Here is a 15,461-nt window from a genome sequence, read left to right as displayed (position 1 = left end):
ACGCCTTGACTACCGTCCGTCGCGGTCGGTGAGTCTCGAGATCTCGTAGCCGAGCAATCGCTCGGCCTCCTCGATACCACCCTGTAGGTCACCGACCGCGTTCATCTTCGTCAGATCGAGGCCGATGGTGACCAGCGCGAGCGCGATCTCCGACGAGAGGCCGGTGATGATGACGTTGGCACCCATCAGATTCGACGCGTCGACGGTCTGCACCAGGTGGTTGGCGACCGTGGAGTCGATCATCGGGACACCGGTGATGTCGATGACGACCACCTTGGCGCGGTTGGCGCGGATCGCGCGCAGGAGCTGTTCGGTGAGCTGCCGGGCGCGCTGGCTGTCCAGCACGCCGATGATCGGCAGAATCAGCAGCTGCTCACGCACCTGCAGCACCGGCGTCGACAGCTCGCGGATGGCTTCCTGCTGCTGGCGGATGACGCGCTCGCGCTCCTGCACGAACGAGATGGCCACGGTGTTGGCGATCCGGTTGGCCGCGGGCTCGTAGGCGTCGAGCACCCGCTTGAGCAGTTCGAAGTCGGACTGGTACTTCTCGAACAGGCTGCGCGCGAGCACATCTCGCAGCAGCAGCACGATGCCGACGACCTCGTCGGTTTCGACGCCTCGCGGGATGATGCGTTCGGACAGGTCGCGGGCGTAGGCCTGCAGCGCCTCGACGCTACCGGTCTGCAGCGCCTCGACGTAGTTGTCGTAGATGGAGGTGGCCTCGGAGAAGATCTCCTCCGGGGTCATCGCGGTCAGCAGTGCGGCATCCCCGATACGACGTGCCCATTCCTCACGTAGCTCAGTGCGATTCTGGCGCAGATGTTCGACCAGTTGCGGCAGCAGATTCTCGACCGGACCCGCCGGTATCGAATCCGGAGAGAGGCCGATGGACACGTCGGACATGAAAACTCGTGCCCCTTTCCTAAGGGAGGTCGGTTCGTCGGGGTCGCTCGCGCGTGGCTGCCGTCGAGAAGCCGCAGTCGAGCCTAGTCTCACTCGATACCCGCTGGCGAACAATCGAAACATGTCGCGGAGGTGTGTGCTCGGCCACCCCATCAGCCCGGCTGCGGACTGGGTTCGCGGGGCAGGGCGCCGCTGTGGTCGATGCAGGCCTCGACGCCCGGGTCCGGCGCGCGATGATGAGTGAGCAACGTGTCGTAGATGTCGGCGAGTGCGGCCAGCTGGTCGCGGTCGAGGACGTCGATCATATGCCGCCGCACGCTCTCGACATGGGCGGGAGCGGCGGTGGCCAGCACTTCCGCACCCTTCGGGGTGAGTACGGCGGCGGTGCGGCGGGCATCGTCGGGGATGGCCTCGCGGGCGACCAGCCCGCGCTTCTCCATGCGGGTGATCTGGTGGGAGAGCCGGCTCTGCGACCATTCCAGCACCGAGGCCAGTTCGGCGAAGCTGCGCCGGTGGTCGGTGGCGTCGGCCAGCCGGGCCAGCACCGTGTACTCGACGTAGGTGAGATTCGAGGCGCGCAGCGAGTCGCGGCCGACGGCGGCGGCGATGAGATCACGGGTGAAGACGAAGCCGAGCCACGCACGCGTTTCGAGATCGTCGAGCCAACGGGGTTCGGTCACGATTCCTCTCCAGGGTTCTGCGTCGGTCATGGTATTGCCTTCCCGCTGTCGGCATACCCGAGATCGCGGTATCGGATCGACACCTACACCCACCGCATTGAAGGTGCAACCTTTGTGCTCGGCAATGAAGATTAGGCTGGCCTGACCTCGGTGTGACGCGGTGTGCTGATTAGAGTCGGAGCGTTGTTTCGGCCGCGAGCGGTTCTCCCGCCGGCCGAGTGCACCCGCAGACACACAAGGAGTGCGATTCGTGACCGCGCCTGAGTTCCGCTATTCGGATCTGCTTCCCACCGGAGCCGATGAGACCCCCTACCGGTTGCTGACCACCGAGGGCGTCAGCACATTCGAAGCGGGCGGACGCACCTTCCTGCAGGTCGACCCCGACGTGCTGCGGATGCTGACCGCCGAGGCGATGCACGACATCAGCCACTACCTGCGCCCGGCGCACCTGGCCCAGCTGCGCAAGATCATCGACGATCCGGAATCCTCCGGTAACGACCGCTTCGTCGCGCTGGACCTGCTCAAGAACGTCAACATCTCCGCGGGCGGCATCCTGCCGATGTGCCAGGACACCGGCACCGCCATCGTGATGGGCAAGAAGTCCGAGGGCGTGCTCACCGGCGCGGACGACGCGGAATGGATCTCACGCGGCGTGTTCGACGCCTACACCAAGCTGAACCTGCGGTATTCGCAGCTGGCGCCGATCACCATGTGGGACGAGAAGAACACCGGATCGAACCTGCCGGCGCAGGTCGAGTTGTATTCCACCGCAGGCGATCCCGCGCATCCGGCCTACAAGTTCCTGTTCATGGCCAAGGGTGGCGGTTCGGCGAACAAGTCGTTCCTCTACCAGGAAACCAAGGCCATCCTGAACCCCACCCGGATGCTGGAATTCCTCGACGAGAAGATCCGCTCGCTGGGCACCGCCGCCTGCCCGCCGTACCACCTGGCCGTGGTCATCGGCGGCACCAGCGCCGAATTCGCTTTGAAGACAGCGAAATACGCCTCCGCGCACTATCTGGACACCATGCCGACCGAGGGTTCGATGGCCGCGCACGGCTTCCGGGATCTGGAGCTGGAGGAGGAGGTCTTCAAGCTGACCCAGTCCTTCGGGATCGGCGCACAATTCGGCGGTAAGTACTTCTGCCACGACGTGCGGGTGATCCGTTTGCCTCGCCACGGCGCGAGCTGCCCGGTCGCGATCGCGGTGTCGTGTTCGGCCGACCGCCAGGCGCTGGCCAAGATCACCCCCGAGGGTGTGTTCCTCGAGCAGCTGGAACGCGAACCGGCGCAATATCTTCCGGAGCAGACCGACGAGATCCTCGGCGGCGACGTGGTGAAGGTCGACCTCAACCGGCCGATGTCGGAGATCCGCGCGGAGCTGTCGAAGTACCCGGTGAAGACCCGGCTCTCGCTCACCGGTCCGCTGGTGGTGGCCCGCGACATCGCGCACGCCAAGATCAAGGAGCGCCTCGACGCCGGCGAGCCGATGCCGCAGTACCTGCGCGATATGGCCGTCTACTACGCCGGCCCCGCCAAGACTCCCGAGGGTTACGCGTCGGGCTCGTTCGGGCCGACCACCGCGGGCCGCATGGACTCCTACGTCGACCAGTTCCAGGCCGCGGGCGGCTCGTTCGTCATGCTCGCCAAGGGCAATCGCTCGGCGCAGGTGACCAAGGCGTGCAAGGAGCACGGCGGCTTCTACCTCGGCTCCATCGGCGGCCCGGCCGCCCGCCTCGCTCTGGACTGCATCAAGAACGTCGAGGTCCTCGAATATCCGGAACTCGGCATGGAAGCGGTCTGGAAGATCGACGTCGAAGACTTCCCGGCCTTCATCGTGGTCGACGACAAGGGCAACGACTTCTTCGCCGAAACCCAGAAGCCGATCGCGCTGCGCGTGCGGACGCGCTCCAAGGAACGGGTCTGAGGTTCGGCCCGGGCCGCTGCCGATAGCGGCCCGGGACCGAGGTCCGGTTACGCTGCCGGACCACCGTGCGCGGCTCCGTCCGCCGCGGCATGGAGCGGTGCGCGGTGCAGGACCAGTTTGGTGGTGTGCGCGGTGTACGCCTCGGGCGCGTCGTCCCAGTCGGCCGTGAGCGTGGTGACCGTTTCGGCGGGGAAGTCGTGCCGGGCAACGAAATCCAGGAGATCCGGCAGGATCGGCCGGACATGGGAGACTCCGATACTCACGGTGGCGTCGTTGGCGTACATGTGCATCAGCGGAACCTTGGTGCCGACCGGTAGGTAGTAGCCGACGGGCCGGCAGAAGCCGCCCGGTGCCAGTGAGCGCAGCGCGGCGTCGACGCCCGCGGCCGTGGATGTGCCTTCCACGGCGATGTCGTAATCGCGGCGGGGAATGTCGGTGCGCCGGATCTTGCCCTTCGCCGTCGTGGAATGCGCTCTGGCGCCGAGCTTTTCGGCGATGTCGAGCCGCTCGCGCCGATGATCGACATAGTCGACGACCTCCGCGCCGTGCCGGACCGCCAGCCCGGCCGCGTACAGCCCGATGCTCTGTGCCGCGCCACCGAGCACCAGGACCTTTCCGCCGGGCCGAATACGCAGACCCGGAATCACACATCGCCAGGCGTCGGCGAGATTGTCACTGGCGGCCGCGACTCGCAGCGGGTCGACGCCGGCCGGAAGCGGAACGAGCATGTGGTCGGCGAACGGGATCCGTAGCAGGTCGGCGACCATCCCACCCCAGGGGCCGCTCGCCGGGCCGAATCCGAACGCCGCCAGGGTGGAGGTGCGCGTGATGGAGCATTTCGCGGTCAGTCCCAGTCGGCATTCACGGCATTCGCCGCACGATATCGCCCACGGGACCACGACCAGGTCACCGCGACGCAGGGTCGGGATGTCCGCGCCGACCTCGACGACCTCGGCGACGCATTCGTGCCCGATGCCGAACGGGCCCCGGAACGGGACCGGCCCGCAGATACTGCCCACGACCGGATCGATCAGCCCCGCCCGGATGCCGAACTGCATGGCCCGGGACACATGCCGGTGAATCGGCAGGGTGTCGCCGTCGCATCGGCCCGCCACGATCGGGCGCACCAGCGCGTCGCGCGCATCGCGCAGCGCCGGTGCGGGCCGTTCCCGCCACTCCAGCCGACCGGCTCGGATGAACTGCAGCTCACGCATTGTCGCGCTGTCCCTGTGCGAGCGCGGCCAGCTCCTTGAATTTCACGATGCTTCCGCCGGCGCCCCAGGTGCCCTCCGGTTGTTCGTGGATCAGTACCCACACCCGCCAGGCGTCGCCGTCGGCGAGACCGGCCGCGGTGAGCACCTGCTCGGTGACGTCGGTGACGAGTCCGGCTTTGCGGCGTGGCGACAGGCCGCCTTCGGGAACGGTCACATCCACCCGGAAGTGCGGCAGGTCGTCTTCGAGTGCGGCGAATCCGCCGGCGGCCACGTCCTCGACGCGGCACCACGCCTGCGCTCGGAAGAACGCGGTGTCCGGCGCTCCTTCCCACTTCAGCAGCGTCGTCGGAAGTGATCGCAACAGCTCGTCGCGCGCCGGGCCGGACAGGGCTCCGGCGGGCACGGTCAGGTGGATCATCGGCATCGATGTGCTCCTTCGCTTCGGGAAACGGCTTATAACGACCGTTATAATCGGCGCACGCTACTATATGACGGGCGTTATAGACAAGGAGCTAGGGTGGTGGAATCTCAGGATGCACGCCGGAAGTTGGTGGCCGGCGCGGCCGATATGATCCGGCGGCGCGGCCTCAACGCCACCAGTGTGCGCGAACTGGCCAAATACGCCCACGCGCCGCTGGGGTCGACGTACCACTACTTTCCCGGTGGCAAGACGCAGCTGGCCACCGAGGCCGTCACCTTCGCCGGTGACCTGACCGCCATGCTGCTGGTCCGCGAGCTCGACAACGGACCGGTCGAAGGATTACGTGCGTTCCTCGCCACGTGGCGAAAGATTCTGGTGGACAACGATTTCCGGGCCGGATGTCCTGTGCTGGCGGTGTCGGTCGAAGAGCTCGCCGACGTCGAGGAAGGCCCTCGCGAAGCAGCGGCCGCCGCCTTCGCTCGATGGATCGAACTGCTGAGCGCGTCGCTGCGCGACCAAGGAGCCGATGACGCCGACGCCGAGCGTATCGCCACGCTGACCGTCGCCGCCGTCGAGGGGAGTGTGGCGATGTGCCGCGCCGAGCGCAGCACCAGAGCGCTCGACCGTATCGGCGCCGAGCTCGAAACGATCGTCGCGGCTGCGATAGCGGGGCCTCGCAGCGAGGGGTGAGCGCATGACAAACGCCGCGCGGTCCGGCCACCGCGCGGCGCGAGGGAATGGTTAGAGGGCGCCCTTGTCCGGGTCGCCTGCGGGGACTGCTTCGAGAACCTGGACGTCCAGCGAGCCGGTGACCAGGCCTTCGAGTCCTTCGTTCAACGCCTTGAGGCTCGGCCCGGCGCCGTGCGCGCCCAGGGCCGCCATGTCGCGCCACTTCTCGATGAACACGAAGCGGTCCTTGCCCCGGTGCAGGGCGTAGAGCTCACACCCGTCCTCGTTGTGGACCTCCGGGATGAGACGGGTCAGGAGTTCCGCGACCTCGTCGAATTTGTCGGGCTTCGGGGTGATGGTGGCAACGATCACAGGCATGCAGCGGAGAGTATCAGCCGCCTCGGCGGGCGGGCCGGAGTCTCGGGTGGGTTCGGCTATCGCGGATCGTCGGTCGTTGCGCTCGTCTGGAAGAACCGGCGGGTCGCGAGATCGGCGGGGAAATAGGCTTCGACGGCGATCTCGTCCAGCGTGATGTCGAACGCCGCGCCGAAGGTTGTGACCGTGTTGATCAAGCACAGCTCTGTCCCGCGATGTTCGAGCCGGATGTGCAGGGCGATCTCGGTGGGGTCCGGAGGCTGAGGCTCGTGCGCGGGGCCGAACTCCGCCAGTTCCGCGTACAACGCGTGCAGCTGCGGATCTCCCGTGCGTGCGGCCTGGTGGGCGAGCCGGGGCAACAGATACCCGCGCACCTGGTCCGGATTGCGAATCCTCGGCGCCAGCCCGCCCGGATGCAGTCCCAATCGCATCATGTTGATCGGCGGCTCCAGCAGCGCCGGGTCGGCTCCGTGCAGGAATACGTCGACGGCACTGTTGGCCAGCAACAGATTCCATCGACGGTCCACCGCGAGCGCCGGATAGGGCTCGTGCCCCAGCAGCACCTGCTGGACGGTCTCCCGAGCTCGGGCCAGATCGGGATCGTGCAGGGGCTGCTCCCGGAAGACCGGTGCGTGCCCCGCGGCGACCAGTAGTCGATTGCGTTCCCGCAACGGCACCCGCAACTGCTCGGCCAGATGCAGGACCATCGCGCTGCTGGGAATCGTCCGTCCCGTTTCGACGAAACTGATGTGCCGAGGCGACACCTCAGCCTGAATGGCCAGATCCAGCTGGCTCAACCGACTGCGGTGCCGCCATTCGCGCAGCAGTTCCCCGATCGGCCGGTCGCTCGTCATGCTCCGAGTCTGCTCGGTCACCGGGCGCGGCCGCCATTACACCGCATGTAATCGACGCGCCCCGCGCACCTGAGCAACAGTCGTCGCATGCATCAGACCGACAAACAACTCGTCGTCGACGGCTTCCGCGAGTTCGCGGCAGGAAACGTCGACGTGCTCCGCACCCTGCTACACGAGAACTTCATCGAGCACAGCCCCGGAAACCCCAGCGGTCGAGACGATTTCATCGAGTTCGTCACCACCGCCCCGGTCGCCGGCGCCCACCTCGAACTCGCGCGGGTCATCGCCGAGGACGACTACGTGGTACTGCATTACCGCATGTCCCCCGGAGGCGATGAGCCCGATGTCGCCGTCGTGGATATCTGGCGGCTCGAGAATGGGCAGATCATCGAACACTGGGATGTCGTCCAGCCCGTCCCCGAACCCGATCAGATCCCGAACGGGATGTTCTGAACACCGCGTCATCGCCGGTCCGGCCGGCATGCTCCAGCGCCGCAGCCCCAGTGCCACATCGGCTTTCGGGGTAGTCGACTCGTGGGACAGCGGTCCGTGGATCGAGGAGTCCGCTCTGATTCCGTTGTGCGAGCGCCTCTCCGCCCACTTCGGGCCGGCCGCAGAGCCGGCCCAGTCCTCCGATGCGGGGGAGCGGGCGGGAGGGCGCACTCGACTCGGCGGGGGCCTACCGGGGTCCGGCAGCTGAGGTGGTCGGCGGTGTGGCCGTGATCCCGGAGTCGGGCACACCCGCGTAGTCGGGCAGCTCGACGCCGTTGAGCGCGCGTTCGATCAGGTCGGCGAACCATTCGCCGGTGAAATCGGGGCTCGGCTCGGAATCGGGCGTGGGGACCTCACGGCTGCGGGCGTGCAATCGGCCGATTTCCTGGTTGGCCTCCACGTACGGGCGCATCTGTTCCTCGTAGCGGGCGAATCCGATTTTCGGGTCCCAGTCGGCGGCCGCCAGTTCTCCGGCCAGCAGGTAGGCGCCGACCAGGGCCAGCCCGGTGCCCTGCCCGGACAGCGGTGAGGAGCTGAACGCCGCGTCCCCGAGCAACCCCACCCGACCGCTGGACCATCGGTCCATCACCACCTGGGCGACCTGGTCGAGATAGAAGTCCGGGCTGTCGTCCAGATGCGCGAGAATGCGCGGAGTCAACCACTCCATGCCGGCCATCCGTTCTCGGAGCAGGCGCTTCTGGGCCTCGACGTCGCGGTAGTCGACGTCGAGGTCGGCGGCGGTGAAGGAGAACATGGCCATGGCCTTGGTGGCGTCGGGGATGGGTCGCAGACCGGCGGACCGCCCGGGCTCCTGATAATCGATCAGCCAGCGCTCGAGCCCGAACTCGTTGGGCACGGTGTAGAAGGCCAGTGCCTGCCCGAGGTGACGGATGAACCGCTCGCGCGGGCCGAAAACCATGGCGCGCAACGCCGAGTGCAGTCCGTCCGCCCCGATCACCAGGTCGAAGCGCCGCTGATCGCCGCCCGCGAAGACGACGTCGACCCCGTCCGCGTCCTGTGTCAGTTCGGCGATCCGATCGCCGAAGAGGTATTCGGCACCGTCGCGGGTGTCGTCGTAGAGCACCCGGGACAGGTCCCCTCGCAGAATTTCGATCTCGGAGATGTAACCGTCGCCGCCGTCGTCGTCCGCCCGAAAGGTCTCCAGCACTGTGCCGTTCGCGTCCACGGTGTACGCGCCGGCGGTCTCGGTGCGCGCGGCGCGAACCGCCGCGTCGAGTCCCATCCGCCGGATGACCTCTTTGGTCACTCCGCGCGCGTCCACGGCCTGACCGCCGGGTCGCAGTCCGAGCGCCCGCTCCACCACGGTCACCTCGGCGCCCCTCCGGACGAGCCAGTGGGCCAGCGCGGGCCCGGCGATGCTCGCCCCCGTCACCAACACTCGAGTGCCGCTCACAGCGCCCCCTGCACACCCGTGCCGATCACTGAACGGTTCGTCTGCCCCCGCTCGGGTCCGTGAGTGCCCATCGTTGCCTCCCTGTGCTTGTTCCCGCGCTGGGACGGGCCCAGTGCTGTCGGTATCCAGTGGTGTCGACGGCGGGGCCGCGGAGAATTCATCGGTGCTGCCGAGGTCGTTGTATTCGCTCGGGCGAAACGGCCTGTCGAGCTTGTTGATTCGAGCGTAAACCCGTGCCCATGGACTGAAATCTAGCAACACTAGACAATCTATCGAAGATGATGTTACCGTCGCTCTAGTCGCTAGCGCTGATAGATTTCGGTAGGGGAGCCGGATCGCTGACGCTCGGCGCCACCGACAACTCCGGCTGATCGCCGGAAGCGCACCGTGATTCGAGTTCACCGAGGAGTAATCGACATGACCTTCACCATCAACGAGCAGAAGTTCCTCGCCGAGGCCGGAATCGGCCGCCTCGCCACGGTGTCCCCCGACGGCGTCGTGCAGAACAACCCGACCAGCTATCGGGTGAACGCCGACGGCACCATCGACATCGGGGGTATGCGCATGCGCGCCAGCCGAAAGTATCGCAACGTCGAGGCGGGCAGCCGCGTGTCGTTCGTCGTCGACCAGCAGGTGTCGTTGGAGCCCTACGAAATTCGCGGCATCGAGGTGCGCGGCACGGCCGTTGCGCTCGACGACGAGGAGCCTCCGTTCGCGCCCCAGGAACGCGCGATCATCCGCATCATCCCCGAACGGATCATCTCCTGGGGCATCGACAGCGGATCCTTCGACTTCACCAGTCGCAAGCCCGAGTAGTCGCTACGGTGTGCGCGTTATGCGTCATCGCAGGACGTGCGCAGTATGGTCCGGTCTTTCGAGTCGGCTCGGCGCCCTACGGGACCGGCATCATGTGCGGGTGCAGCACGGTGCCCGGGGCTCGCGCGAGGTCGTGCCGGCGCGCACTCGGCGCCGCGATGCCGGCACAGGCTGCGGGTAGTCCGACGGGGCACTTCGCCGGTCGATGTCGCGGACGGGCCCGGTTGCGAGGTCCACAGGCGGATGCCACACGCCGTGCCACACCGGACCGATGTCGAACGCCGACCTCGATGATCGCAGAGCCCGTGTAAGAGCGGGACGGGCGGGAATCACGCCACTATGACAGAGAACACATCGGATGCCTCGGAGTCGACCGCCAAGCCCGCCGAGACGGCCGCGCCGGAACCGGATCGGGAAACCCGCGAGCGGGCCAAGAAGGAAGCCGACAGGCTGGACAAGATCTACGAGCCCGGCGCCCGGGCCAGCGTCGTCGTACCCGGTACCGACGGCATGGTCGCCGGTACCGCCTTCGCCGACTCGGTCGACGAGCAGGTCACCGAGAACAAACCACCGGACGAACTTCGCAAGGACAAAGATTCCTGATTCCGGCTGAACTCGGCCGGCGTCGACGAGGGACCAGCGGGCGCGAGGCGAACCGCGATGGCACTGTGCGCCGAAGCGGTTCATTCCGCGATCGTCGCTGCCGGCGGCCTGTAGTCGGGAAGCTGCTCGACGGACTTGGGCGCCATGATGCGTTCCATTCCGGCCATCGATTCCAGGAGCGGCAGGCGGGTGATGAGGTTGCGCACGGCGATGCCGACCCGCGTTTTGGGGGCCATCAGTCGCAGGTTGGGGCCGATCTTTTGTTTGCGGTCGACCAACGGCCGGTGGGTCCGCTCGTACCGGTGAAAGGCGATGCGATGGTCGCCGCCGGCGGCGGCGAGTTCACCCGCGAGCCGATAGGCGCCGATCAACGCCAGTTCGGCCCCGGCGCCCGAGGCCGGAGACGCGCAGTAGGCGGCGTCGCCGACCAGCGCGACCCTGTCGATCGACCAGGAATTCATGCGAACTTGGCCGAGCGTGTCGATGTAGGCGTCGGGATCGGCGAGTACGCCCTGCAGCAATTCCGGCACGTGCCAGGCGTTTTCGCCACGGAACTCGGTGGCGAGCAGCGCCCGCGCCGCCTCCTGGTCGCGCGGGTCGATATCGCGCCGCGGACTGCGGAACATGAGGTACGCCTTGGCCTGTGTGTGGTTGCCCGAGCGGTAGATCCCGGCGAAGTGTCCCGGCGTATTGAAGACCGTCATCCACCGGTCGGGTCCCAACGCCGAGTCGGTGTTACCGAAGGCGAAGTAGTGGTCCATGTGCCGCACGTGGTCGGACTCCGGGCCGAAGGCCAGTCGCCGGACCGCCGAGTGCAGGCCGTCGGCTCCGATCACCAGGTCGAAGCGTCGCGTCGGCGCATGCTCGAAGGTGACGGTGACACCGTCGGCGTCTTGCTCGAGCCCGCGGATGGAGTCGCCGAAGATGTACTCGACGTTGTCGGCGGTGATGTCGTGCAGGATCCGGACGAGATCGCCACGCATGATCTCCGCCTCGGTGCTGCCGTACTTCTCCTTGATTCCCTGCATGTCGATCCGAGCGAGGTCGCGTCCGTCGGCGCGGACGAATCTCATTCCCGCGACGTCGGCCGCGGAATCCCGCACACGCGCCATGATCCCCATCTTCTCGGCCACGTCGATCGCCTGATCGCGGATATCGACCCCTTGGCCGCCGGTCCGCAACCGGGGTGCCCGTTCCACCACGGTGGGCCGAAATCCGTGCCGTGCCAGCCAGTACCCCAACACCTGTCCGGCGATACCGGCGCCGGAAATCAGAATCCGCTCGTTCTTCACCGCGTCCTCCTTGTCGCAAAAATACTGACCATTGGTCAGGTCTCAACGATAAGGTGCTGACCGTCGGTCAGTCAAGGGATAGGATCGGGATCGTGACCGACGATTCGCGTGCTCGAATCCTGCGCACCGCGCTGGTGATGTTCGCCGAGCGCGGCTACCACGCCGTCTCCGTGCGGGAGATCTCCGAGCAGGTCGGACTGACCAAAACGGCTGTGCTCTATCACTTTCCGAGCAAGAGCGACATCGTCGTCGCCTTGGTCGAACCATTGCTCGCAGACACCGAGGCCATGCTCGAATCGGTCCGATCCATCCGGGATCCGGACGCGCGACGGTGGGCAGTGGCCGAAGGGCTCATCGATACCTGGCTCCAGCATCGGCCATTGCTGCGGATGCATATGCAGGACCAGGCGCTGTCGGCCGATACTGCCACCTACCGGCGGCTGCGTGACATCGCCCTGACCGCGCAGGCATTGCTCGCCGGCCCCGGCGCGGATTTCACCGCCCGGGTCCGGGCCGCGCAGATCTACGCGGCGCTCAGTGATCCGGTGGTGTTCTTTGCCGACCAGAGTGAAAAGCGTTTACGCGCAGCTATTCTCGATGGGGTGCAGCGACTGCTGGGTGGGGCGCCGTCCCGTGTCACTGCTCGCGCGTCCGGGCGGTCCGCCGACATCTCGCGGCGCCGGACCGGTCGCGGCCGACCGGGTGCGATGACCCCCGCGATGGTCGAAACCGCTCGGCGAATGCGCGATTCCGGCGAATGTACCGTCGACGAGATCGCCGCGAGCCTGGGCGTGTCCCGTGCGACCGTCTATCGGAACCTCACAACTTCCGACGGCGGCCCGCCCGTCTCATAAATCTATTTTTGATACGTGAAGGCTGGTTCGAGGATTCCGGCGCGATGTCGACCTGGACGGCCCGGTGCGGTATCCGAATGAGCGTTACCGCTGCCCTCCGGCCCGGAGTGGCTACTCGTCCATCATCATGCGCCACTCCGTCGCCCATTGCGTCAGCGGTGTGAGTCGCTCGACGAGTGTGCGCCCGGCGCGGGTCAGCCGATAACCCTCGTGATGTTCGACCAGGCGCGCCTCGGTGAGTTCGGACAGCCGGCGGGTCAGCACGCTCGAGGAGAGGTCGCCGCATGCGGTGCGCAGTTCGCGGAAGGTGAGCGGACCCGGGGCCTGATCGAGTTCCCAGATCACCCGCAGCACCCAGCGCCGCCCGAGCAGATCGAACAGCGCCATGATCGGGCGCCCGGTGGTCGATCCGCGCACCGGGCGCCCCGGGCGCGGCGTTTCGGCCGCCACGGTCATGCCGCCTGCGGCGGGGGCGAATCTTCCAGTCGCCGTGCCATTTCCGCGATGGCCGCGCGCAATGCCCGATACGGTCGCAGGAACAGTGTCACGTGGGTCAAGCTGCCGGTCTCGGAGAGTTCTTCCCGCAACACACCCTGGAGTTCCTGGTCGGCGAATCGGGCGGTGAAGGCGAATATCCGTTGCTGCCCGTCGGACCACTGCCGCGTCTGCTGCACCGAGTCGAGCACCGTCGCGATCGTGGCCAGCAGATGTGCCGCGCGGGCGCGCCCGTGGTAGTCGCCGACCGGGCTCGAGAAGGTCACGCCTTCGGCGAGCAAGGCCGGCAGTTGCGTGGTGTCTTTCGATTGCCACACCGGCAGGATGAGACTTTCGACCATGCCTCTATTTTAGAGGCATGCTGGGGTGGGTGCCAGTCCCTGCGCGCGGGGATCCCGGTCGAGAATCCGGGCATCGTCCGGACATCCAGGACCGGCCGCGCCCGAGGCTGCGGTTGTCAGTCGGCGTGCAGGACGAAGAACAGGAAGCACAGGAATCTGTTGTCGGTGCTCTCGCCGAGCACCTCGGGGATCAGGTCGCGGGCGGCCGGCAGGGCCGGGGGTTCGCTGATGACACCGATGCGGAATCCCGCAGCGGTGAAGGCGTCGGTCATCGCGTGTAATGGCCGGTCCCAGAAGCTCAGTCGGGCGGTCCGGCCGCCCATGGTCCATTCCTCGATCCGGTTGCGGACCTCGAAGTAGTTGGTCGGGTCACCGGCCAGGCGCTGCCCGAGGAAGTTGGCGAAAGGATGCTCGACCGAGACCAGGAGTCTGCCGCCGGGGACCAGCACTCGTCGCAACTCGGCGAGAGTCGGTCCCCAATCTCGCAGATAGTGCAAGACCAGAGACGCGACGACATCGTCGAACGCGTCGTCGGGAAAGGGCAGCGGATCGGCCAGGTCGGCGACTCGCACATCCGCGTCGGCGCCGAGGTGCTGCCGGGCCTGCTCCAGCATCCGGGCACTCGCGTCGATGCCGGTCACGACGGCGCCACGGTCGCGCAGCGCGGCGAACAGGAGACCCGAGCCGCAGCCGGCATCGAGGATCCGCCGCCCGGACACATTCCCGGCGAGCTCCACGATCGCGGGCCGGTTGTAGTACGCGTGCAGGAGGCCGGTCTCGTTTTCGGCCGCATACCCCTCGGCGATGCTGTCGTAGCCGCTCACCGCGGCCGGATCAGCGGTGAATGCATGGCCTTCCGGAATCGAAGTCATGCGCCCCATCCTGACATGTCAGGGGTATGCGCTGTAAAGCCTTGTGAGCCAATCACTTCGGATGGCCTACTATCCCGCGCGACGCCCTGGAAGAGCGCCTTCTGCCGGGACCGGTCGCGTGAGTCGTGTTGCGAACGCCATGGCGCCGGCCGCGGTCGAGGACGAACCGCATGTGAAGCTCCGGAGCGATATCGGGGATCGCGTGACCGGGGCCGGGTGGGTCTGAAAGGGTCGCCCCATGAAGATCGGTGTCGCACTTCCGCAGATGGCTCCCGGCTACGGGCCGGGTACGACGCTCGATTGGGCCCGGCGAATCGACGCGGGTCCGTTTTCGAGCGTCTCCGTGGGTGAGCGGGTGACGTTCTCGAATCCGGAGATGGTCGCGACGCTGGGCGCCTGCGCCGCGGTCACCGAGCGAGTGCAGGTCCTGGCGAACCTCTGGGTGCTCCCACAGCATCCGATGGCGATGGTCGCCCAGCAGATCGGCACCCTCGACCAGCTCGCGAACGGCCGTCTCGAGGTAGCCGTCGGCGTCGGCGCTCGCGAGCACGACTACCGCGCTCTCGGCGCCGAATTCGAGCGACGGCACCAGCGACTCGACGACAAGGTCGCCGAGCTGAAGTCACTGCTGGCCGGCGAGCCCCCGTTCGAGGGCGCGGACCCGATCGGGCCGGCGTGCGTGCAGCCGGATGGGCCGATCATCCTCGCCGGCGCGATGGGGCCCAAGGCGATGCGTCGCGCGGCGCGGTGGGCCGACGGCATCTCCGGCTTCAGCATCTCCGGCGACGCCGAGGAGATCGCCAAGGTCGGCGAGCTCGCCGACCGATGCTGGGCCGAGGCCGGTCGTACGACGAAGCCACGCAAGGTCAGCGGCTGCTTCACCGCGCTGGGCGTCCCCGATGCGTCCGAGGCGCTGCGCTCCTTCACCGCTCGCTACCTCGGCTTCCTCGGGCCAGACCTGGCCGGCATGATCGCCGCGTCGGCGCGCGCGTCGAATCCCGAGGTGCTCGCCGGCATTCTCGACGGCGCGGAGCGGGCCGGCTGTGACGAGTTCATCCTGGTCCCGGCCGTCACCGACCTGAAATTCCTCGAGGTTGCGTCCGAGGTGGTGGCCGCACGGCCTTGACGCGCGAAAGGTGCGCAAATCGTAAGAGCGCCAACCGGAACCGGGTGAACGGATATCCCTGCGCCACTTGGCAGAGTGGTAACCGACCGACGTGGACGAACCGAGCCGGCCGT

The 15,461-nt window shown here is 67.2% G+C and carries 18 protein-coding genes; 7 read left to right on the top strand and 11 right to left on the bottom strand.

Annotated elements, in window-relative coordinates; translation table 11 throughout:
- Window positions 1-9 precede the first annotated feature (9 nt).
- Window positions 10-903: an STAS domain-containing protein gene (locus NN2_RS22255; RefSeq protein ID WP_030518330.1), complete on the bottom strand. Its 894-nt coding sequence runs from the start codon at window positions 901-903 to the stop codon at window positions 10-12.
- Window positions 904-1,055: 152 nt separating this feature from the next.
- Entirely contained in the window at window positions 1,056-1,583 is a 528-nt protein-coding gene (locus tag NN2_RS22250) for a MarR family winged helix-turn-helix transcriptional regulator (RefSeq protein ID WP_063015808.1), read from the bottom strand.
- 250 nt (window positions 1,584-1,833) lie between these two features.
- On the opposite strand from NN2_RS22250, the gene NN2_RS22245 reads away from it, so the two are divergent.
- Complete coding sequence (locus NN2_RS22245) at window positions 1,834-3,510, top strand: fumarate hydratase (protein ID WP_030518332.1); 1,677 nt, start codon at window positions 1,834-1,836, stop codon at window positions 3,508-3,510.
- Between the two features lie 47 nt (window positions 3,511-3,557).
- Here the strand turns inward: NN2_RS22245 and NN2_RS22240 are convergent, their stop codons facing one another.
- Together NN2_RS22240 and NN2_RS22235 are read right to left on the bottom strand one after the other, a co-directional pair.
- The gene (locus NN2_RS22240) at window positions 3,558-4,724 is read right to left on the bottom strand and encodes a zinc-dependent alcohol dehydrogenase (protein ID WP_063015807.1); all 1,167 of its coding nucleotides are present in this window, start codon (window positions 4,722-4,724) and stop codon (window positions 3,558-3,560) included.
- A complete protein-coding gene (locus NN2_RS22235) occupies window positions 4,717-5,148 on the bottom strand; it encodes a tautomerase family protein (RefSeq protein ID WP_063015806.1) in 432 nt (143 codons plus the stop codon). The genes NN2_RS22240 and NN2_RS22235 overlap by 8 nt, the downstream gene beginning before the upstream one ends.
- 96 nt (window positions 5,149-5,244) lie before the next feature.
- Here NN2_RS22235 and NN2_RS22230 point away from each other — a divergent pair, with 96 nt between their 5' ends.
- The gene (locus NN2_RS22230; RefSeq protein ID WP_218022048.1) at window positions 5,245-5,835 is read left to right on the top strand and encodes a TetR/AcrR family transcriptional regulator; all 591 of its coding nucleotides are present in this window, start codon (window positions 5,245-5,247) and stop codon (window positions 5,833-5,835) included.
- 51 nt (window positions 5,836-5,886) lie between these two features.
- On the opposite strand, the gene NN2_RS22225 is transcribed toward NN2_RS22230, so the two are convergent.
- Entirely contained in the window at window positions 5,887-6,192 is a 306-nt protein-coding gene (locus tag NN2_RS22225; protein ID WP_063015805.1) for a putative quinol monooxygenase, read from the bottom strand.
- Window positions 6,193-6,248: 56 nt separating this feature from the next.
- Window positions 6,249-7,043 (bottom strand): helix-turn-helix domain-containing protein, encoded by a 795-nt coding sequence (locus NN2_RS22220; protein ID WP_063015828.1) that lies wholly within the window; start codon window positions 7,041-7,043, stop codon window positions 6,249-6,251.
- Between the two features lie 87 nt (window positions 7,044-7,130).
- Here NN2_RS22220 and NN2_RS22215 point away from each other — a divergent pair, with 87 nt between their 5' ends.
- Entirely contained in the window at window positions 7,131-7,496 is a 366-nt protein-coding gene (locus NN2_RS22215) for a nuclear transport factor 2 family protein (RefSeq protein WP_063015804.1), read from the top strand.
- Window positions 7,497-7,722: 226 nt separating this feature from the next.
- Here the strand turns inward: NN2_RS22215 and NN2_RS22210 are convergent, their stop codons facing one another.
- Window positions 7,723-8,949 (bottom strand): FAD-dependent monooxygenase, encoded by a 1,227-nt coding sequence (locus NN2_RS22210; RefSeq protein WP_063015803.1) that lies wholly within the window; start codon window positions 8,947-8,949, stop codon window positions 7,723-7,725.
- Between the two features lie 417 nt (window positions 8,950-9,366).
- Here NN2_RS22210 and NN2_RS22205 point away from each other — a divergent pair, with 417 nt between their 5' ends.
- Both NN2_RS22205 and NN2_RS22200 read left to right on the top strand, forming a co-directional pair.
- Complete coding sequence (locus NN2_RS22205; protein ID WP_063015802.1) at window positions 9,367-9,765, top strand: PPOX class F420-dependent oxidoreductase; 399 nt, start codon at window positions 9,367-9,369, stop codon at window positions 9,763-9,765.
- A gap of 339 nt (window positions 9,766-10,104) precedes the next feature.
- Window positions 10,105-10,368, top strand: a complete 264-nt coding sequence (locus NN2_RS22200; RefSeq protein WP_063015801.1) for a hypothetical protein — start codon at window positions 10,105-10,107, stop codon at window positions 10,366-10,368.
- 80 nt (window positions 10,369-10,448) lie between these two features.
- On the opposite strand, the gene NN2_RS22195 is transcribed toward NN2_RS22200, so the two are convergent.
- On the bottom strand, window positions 10,449-11,660 hold the full coding sequence (locus NN2_RS22195) for an FAD-dependent monooxygenase (protein ID WP_063910843.1): 1,212 nt from the start codon (window positions 11,658-11,660) through the stop codon (window positions 10,449-10,451).
- Between the two features lie 92 nt (window positions 11,661-11,752).
- Here NN2_RS22195 and NN2_RS22190 point away from each other — a divergent pair, with 92 nt between their 5' ends.
- Window positions 11,753-12,514 carry a TetR family transcriptional regulator gene (locus tag NN2_RS22190; RefSeq protein WP_063015800.1) on the top strand — a complete coding sequence of 254 codons (762 nt, stop codon included), beginning with the start codon at window positions 11,753-11,755 and terminating at the stop codon, window positions 12,512-12,514.
- A gap of 111 nt (window positions 12,515-12,625) precedes the next feature.
- Here NN2_RS22190 and NN2_RS22185 read toward each other — a convergent pair whose 3' ends face one another.
- From NN2_RS22185 to NN2_RS22175, 3 genes are all read right to left on the bottom strand, one after another.
- On the bottom strand, window positions 12,626-12,970 hold the full coding sequence (locus NN2_RS22185) for a winged helix-turn-helix transcriptional regulator (protein ID WP_174555002.1): 345 nt from the start codon (window positions 12,968-12,970) through the stop codon (window positions 12,626-12,628).
- A complete protein-coding gene (locus NN2_RS22180) occupies window positions 12,967-13,350 on the bottom strand; it encodes a nuclear transport factor 2 family protein (protein WP_063015799.1) in 384 nt (127 codons plus the stop codon). Before NN2_RS22180 ends, NN2_RS22185 begins: the two co-directional genes overlap by 4 nt.
- 116 nt (window positions 13,351-13,466) lie before the next feature.
- Window positions 13,467-14,222 carry a class I SAM-dependent methyltransferase gene (locus tag NN2_RS22175; RefSeq protein WP_063015798.1) on the bottom strand — a complete coding sequence of 252 codons (756 nt, stop codon included), beginning with the start codon at window positions 14,220-14,222 and terminating at the stop codon, window positions 13,467-13,469.
- Between the two features lie 238 nt (window positions 14,223-14,460).
- Here NN2_RS22175 and NN2_RS22170 point away from each other — a divergent pair, with 238 nt between their 5' ends.
- The gene (locus tag NN2_RS22170; RefSeq protein WP_063015797.1) at window positions 14,461-15,348 is read left to right on the top strand and encodes an LLM class flavin-dependent oxidoreductase; all 888 of its coding nucleotides are present in this window, start codon (window positions 14,461-14,463) and stop codon (window positions 15,346-15,348) included.
- The last annotated feature ends 113 nt before the right edge of the window (window positions 15,349-15,461 follow it).

Source organism: Nocardia nova NBRC 15556, from assembly GCF_001613005.1.
Lineage (GTDB): Bacteria > Actinomycetota > Actinomycetes > Mycobacteriales > Mycobacteriaceae > Nocardia > Nocardia nova.
This window is presented reverse-complemented; position numbering and strand designations above follow the sequence as displayed.

What these genes read in the sequence shown, in the direction of transcription:
- NN2_RS22255 (WP_030518330.1), bottom strand. Translation starts at nt 903, where the DNA reads ATGTCCGACGTGTCCATCGGCCTCTCTCCGGATTCGATACCGGCGGGT.
- NN2_RS22240 (WP_063015807.1), bottom strand. Translation starts at nt 4,724, where the DNA reads ATGCGTGAGCTGCAGTTCATCCGAGCCGGTCGGCTGGAGTGGCGGGAA.
- NN2_RS22235 (WP_063015806.1), bottom strand. Translation starts at nt 5,148, where the DNA reads ATGCCGATGATCCACCTGACCGTGCCCGCCGGAGCCCTGTCCGGCCCG.
- NN2_RS22225 (WP_063015805.1), bottom strand. Translation starts at nt 6,192, where the DNA reads ATGCCTGTGATCGTTGCCACCATCACCCCGAAGCCCGACAAATTCGAC.
- NN2_RS22220 (WP_063015828.1), bottom strand. Translation starts at nt 7,043, where the DNA reads ATGACGAGCGACCGGCCGATCGGGGAACTGCTGCGCGAATGGCGGCAC.
- NN2_RS22215 (WP_063015804.1), top strand. Translation starts at nt 7,131, where the DNA reads ATGCATCAGACCGACAAACAACTCGTCGTCGACGGCTTCCGCGAGTTC.
- NN2_RS22205 (WP_063015802.1), top strand. Translation starts at nt 9,367, where the DNA reads ATGACCTTCACCATCAACGAGCAGAAGTTCCTCGCCGAGGCCGGAATC.
- NN2_RS22200 (WP_063015801.1), top strand. Translation starts at nt 10,105, where the DNA reads ATGACAGAGAACACATCGGATGCCTCGGAGTCGACCGCCAAGCCCGCC.
- NN2_RS22185 (WP_174555002.1), bottom strand. Translation starts at nt 12,970, where the DNA reads ATGACCGTGGCGGCCGAAACGCCGCGCCCGGGGCGCCCGGTGCGCGGA.
- NN2_RS22180 (WP_063015799.1), bottom strand. Translation starts at nt 13,350, where the DNA reads ATGGTCGAAAGTCTCATCCTGCCGGTGTGGCAATCGAAAGACACCACG.
- NN2_RS22175 (WP_063015798.1), bottom strand. Translation starts at nt 14,222, where the DNA reads ATGACTTCGATTCCGGAAGGCCATGCATTCACCGCTGATCCGGCCGCG.
- NN2_RS22170 (WP_063015797.1), top strand. Translation starts at nt 14,461, where the DNA reads ATGAAGATCGGTGTCGCACTTCCGCAGATGGCTCCCGGCTACGGGCCG.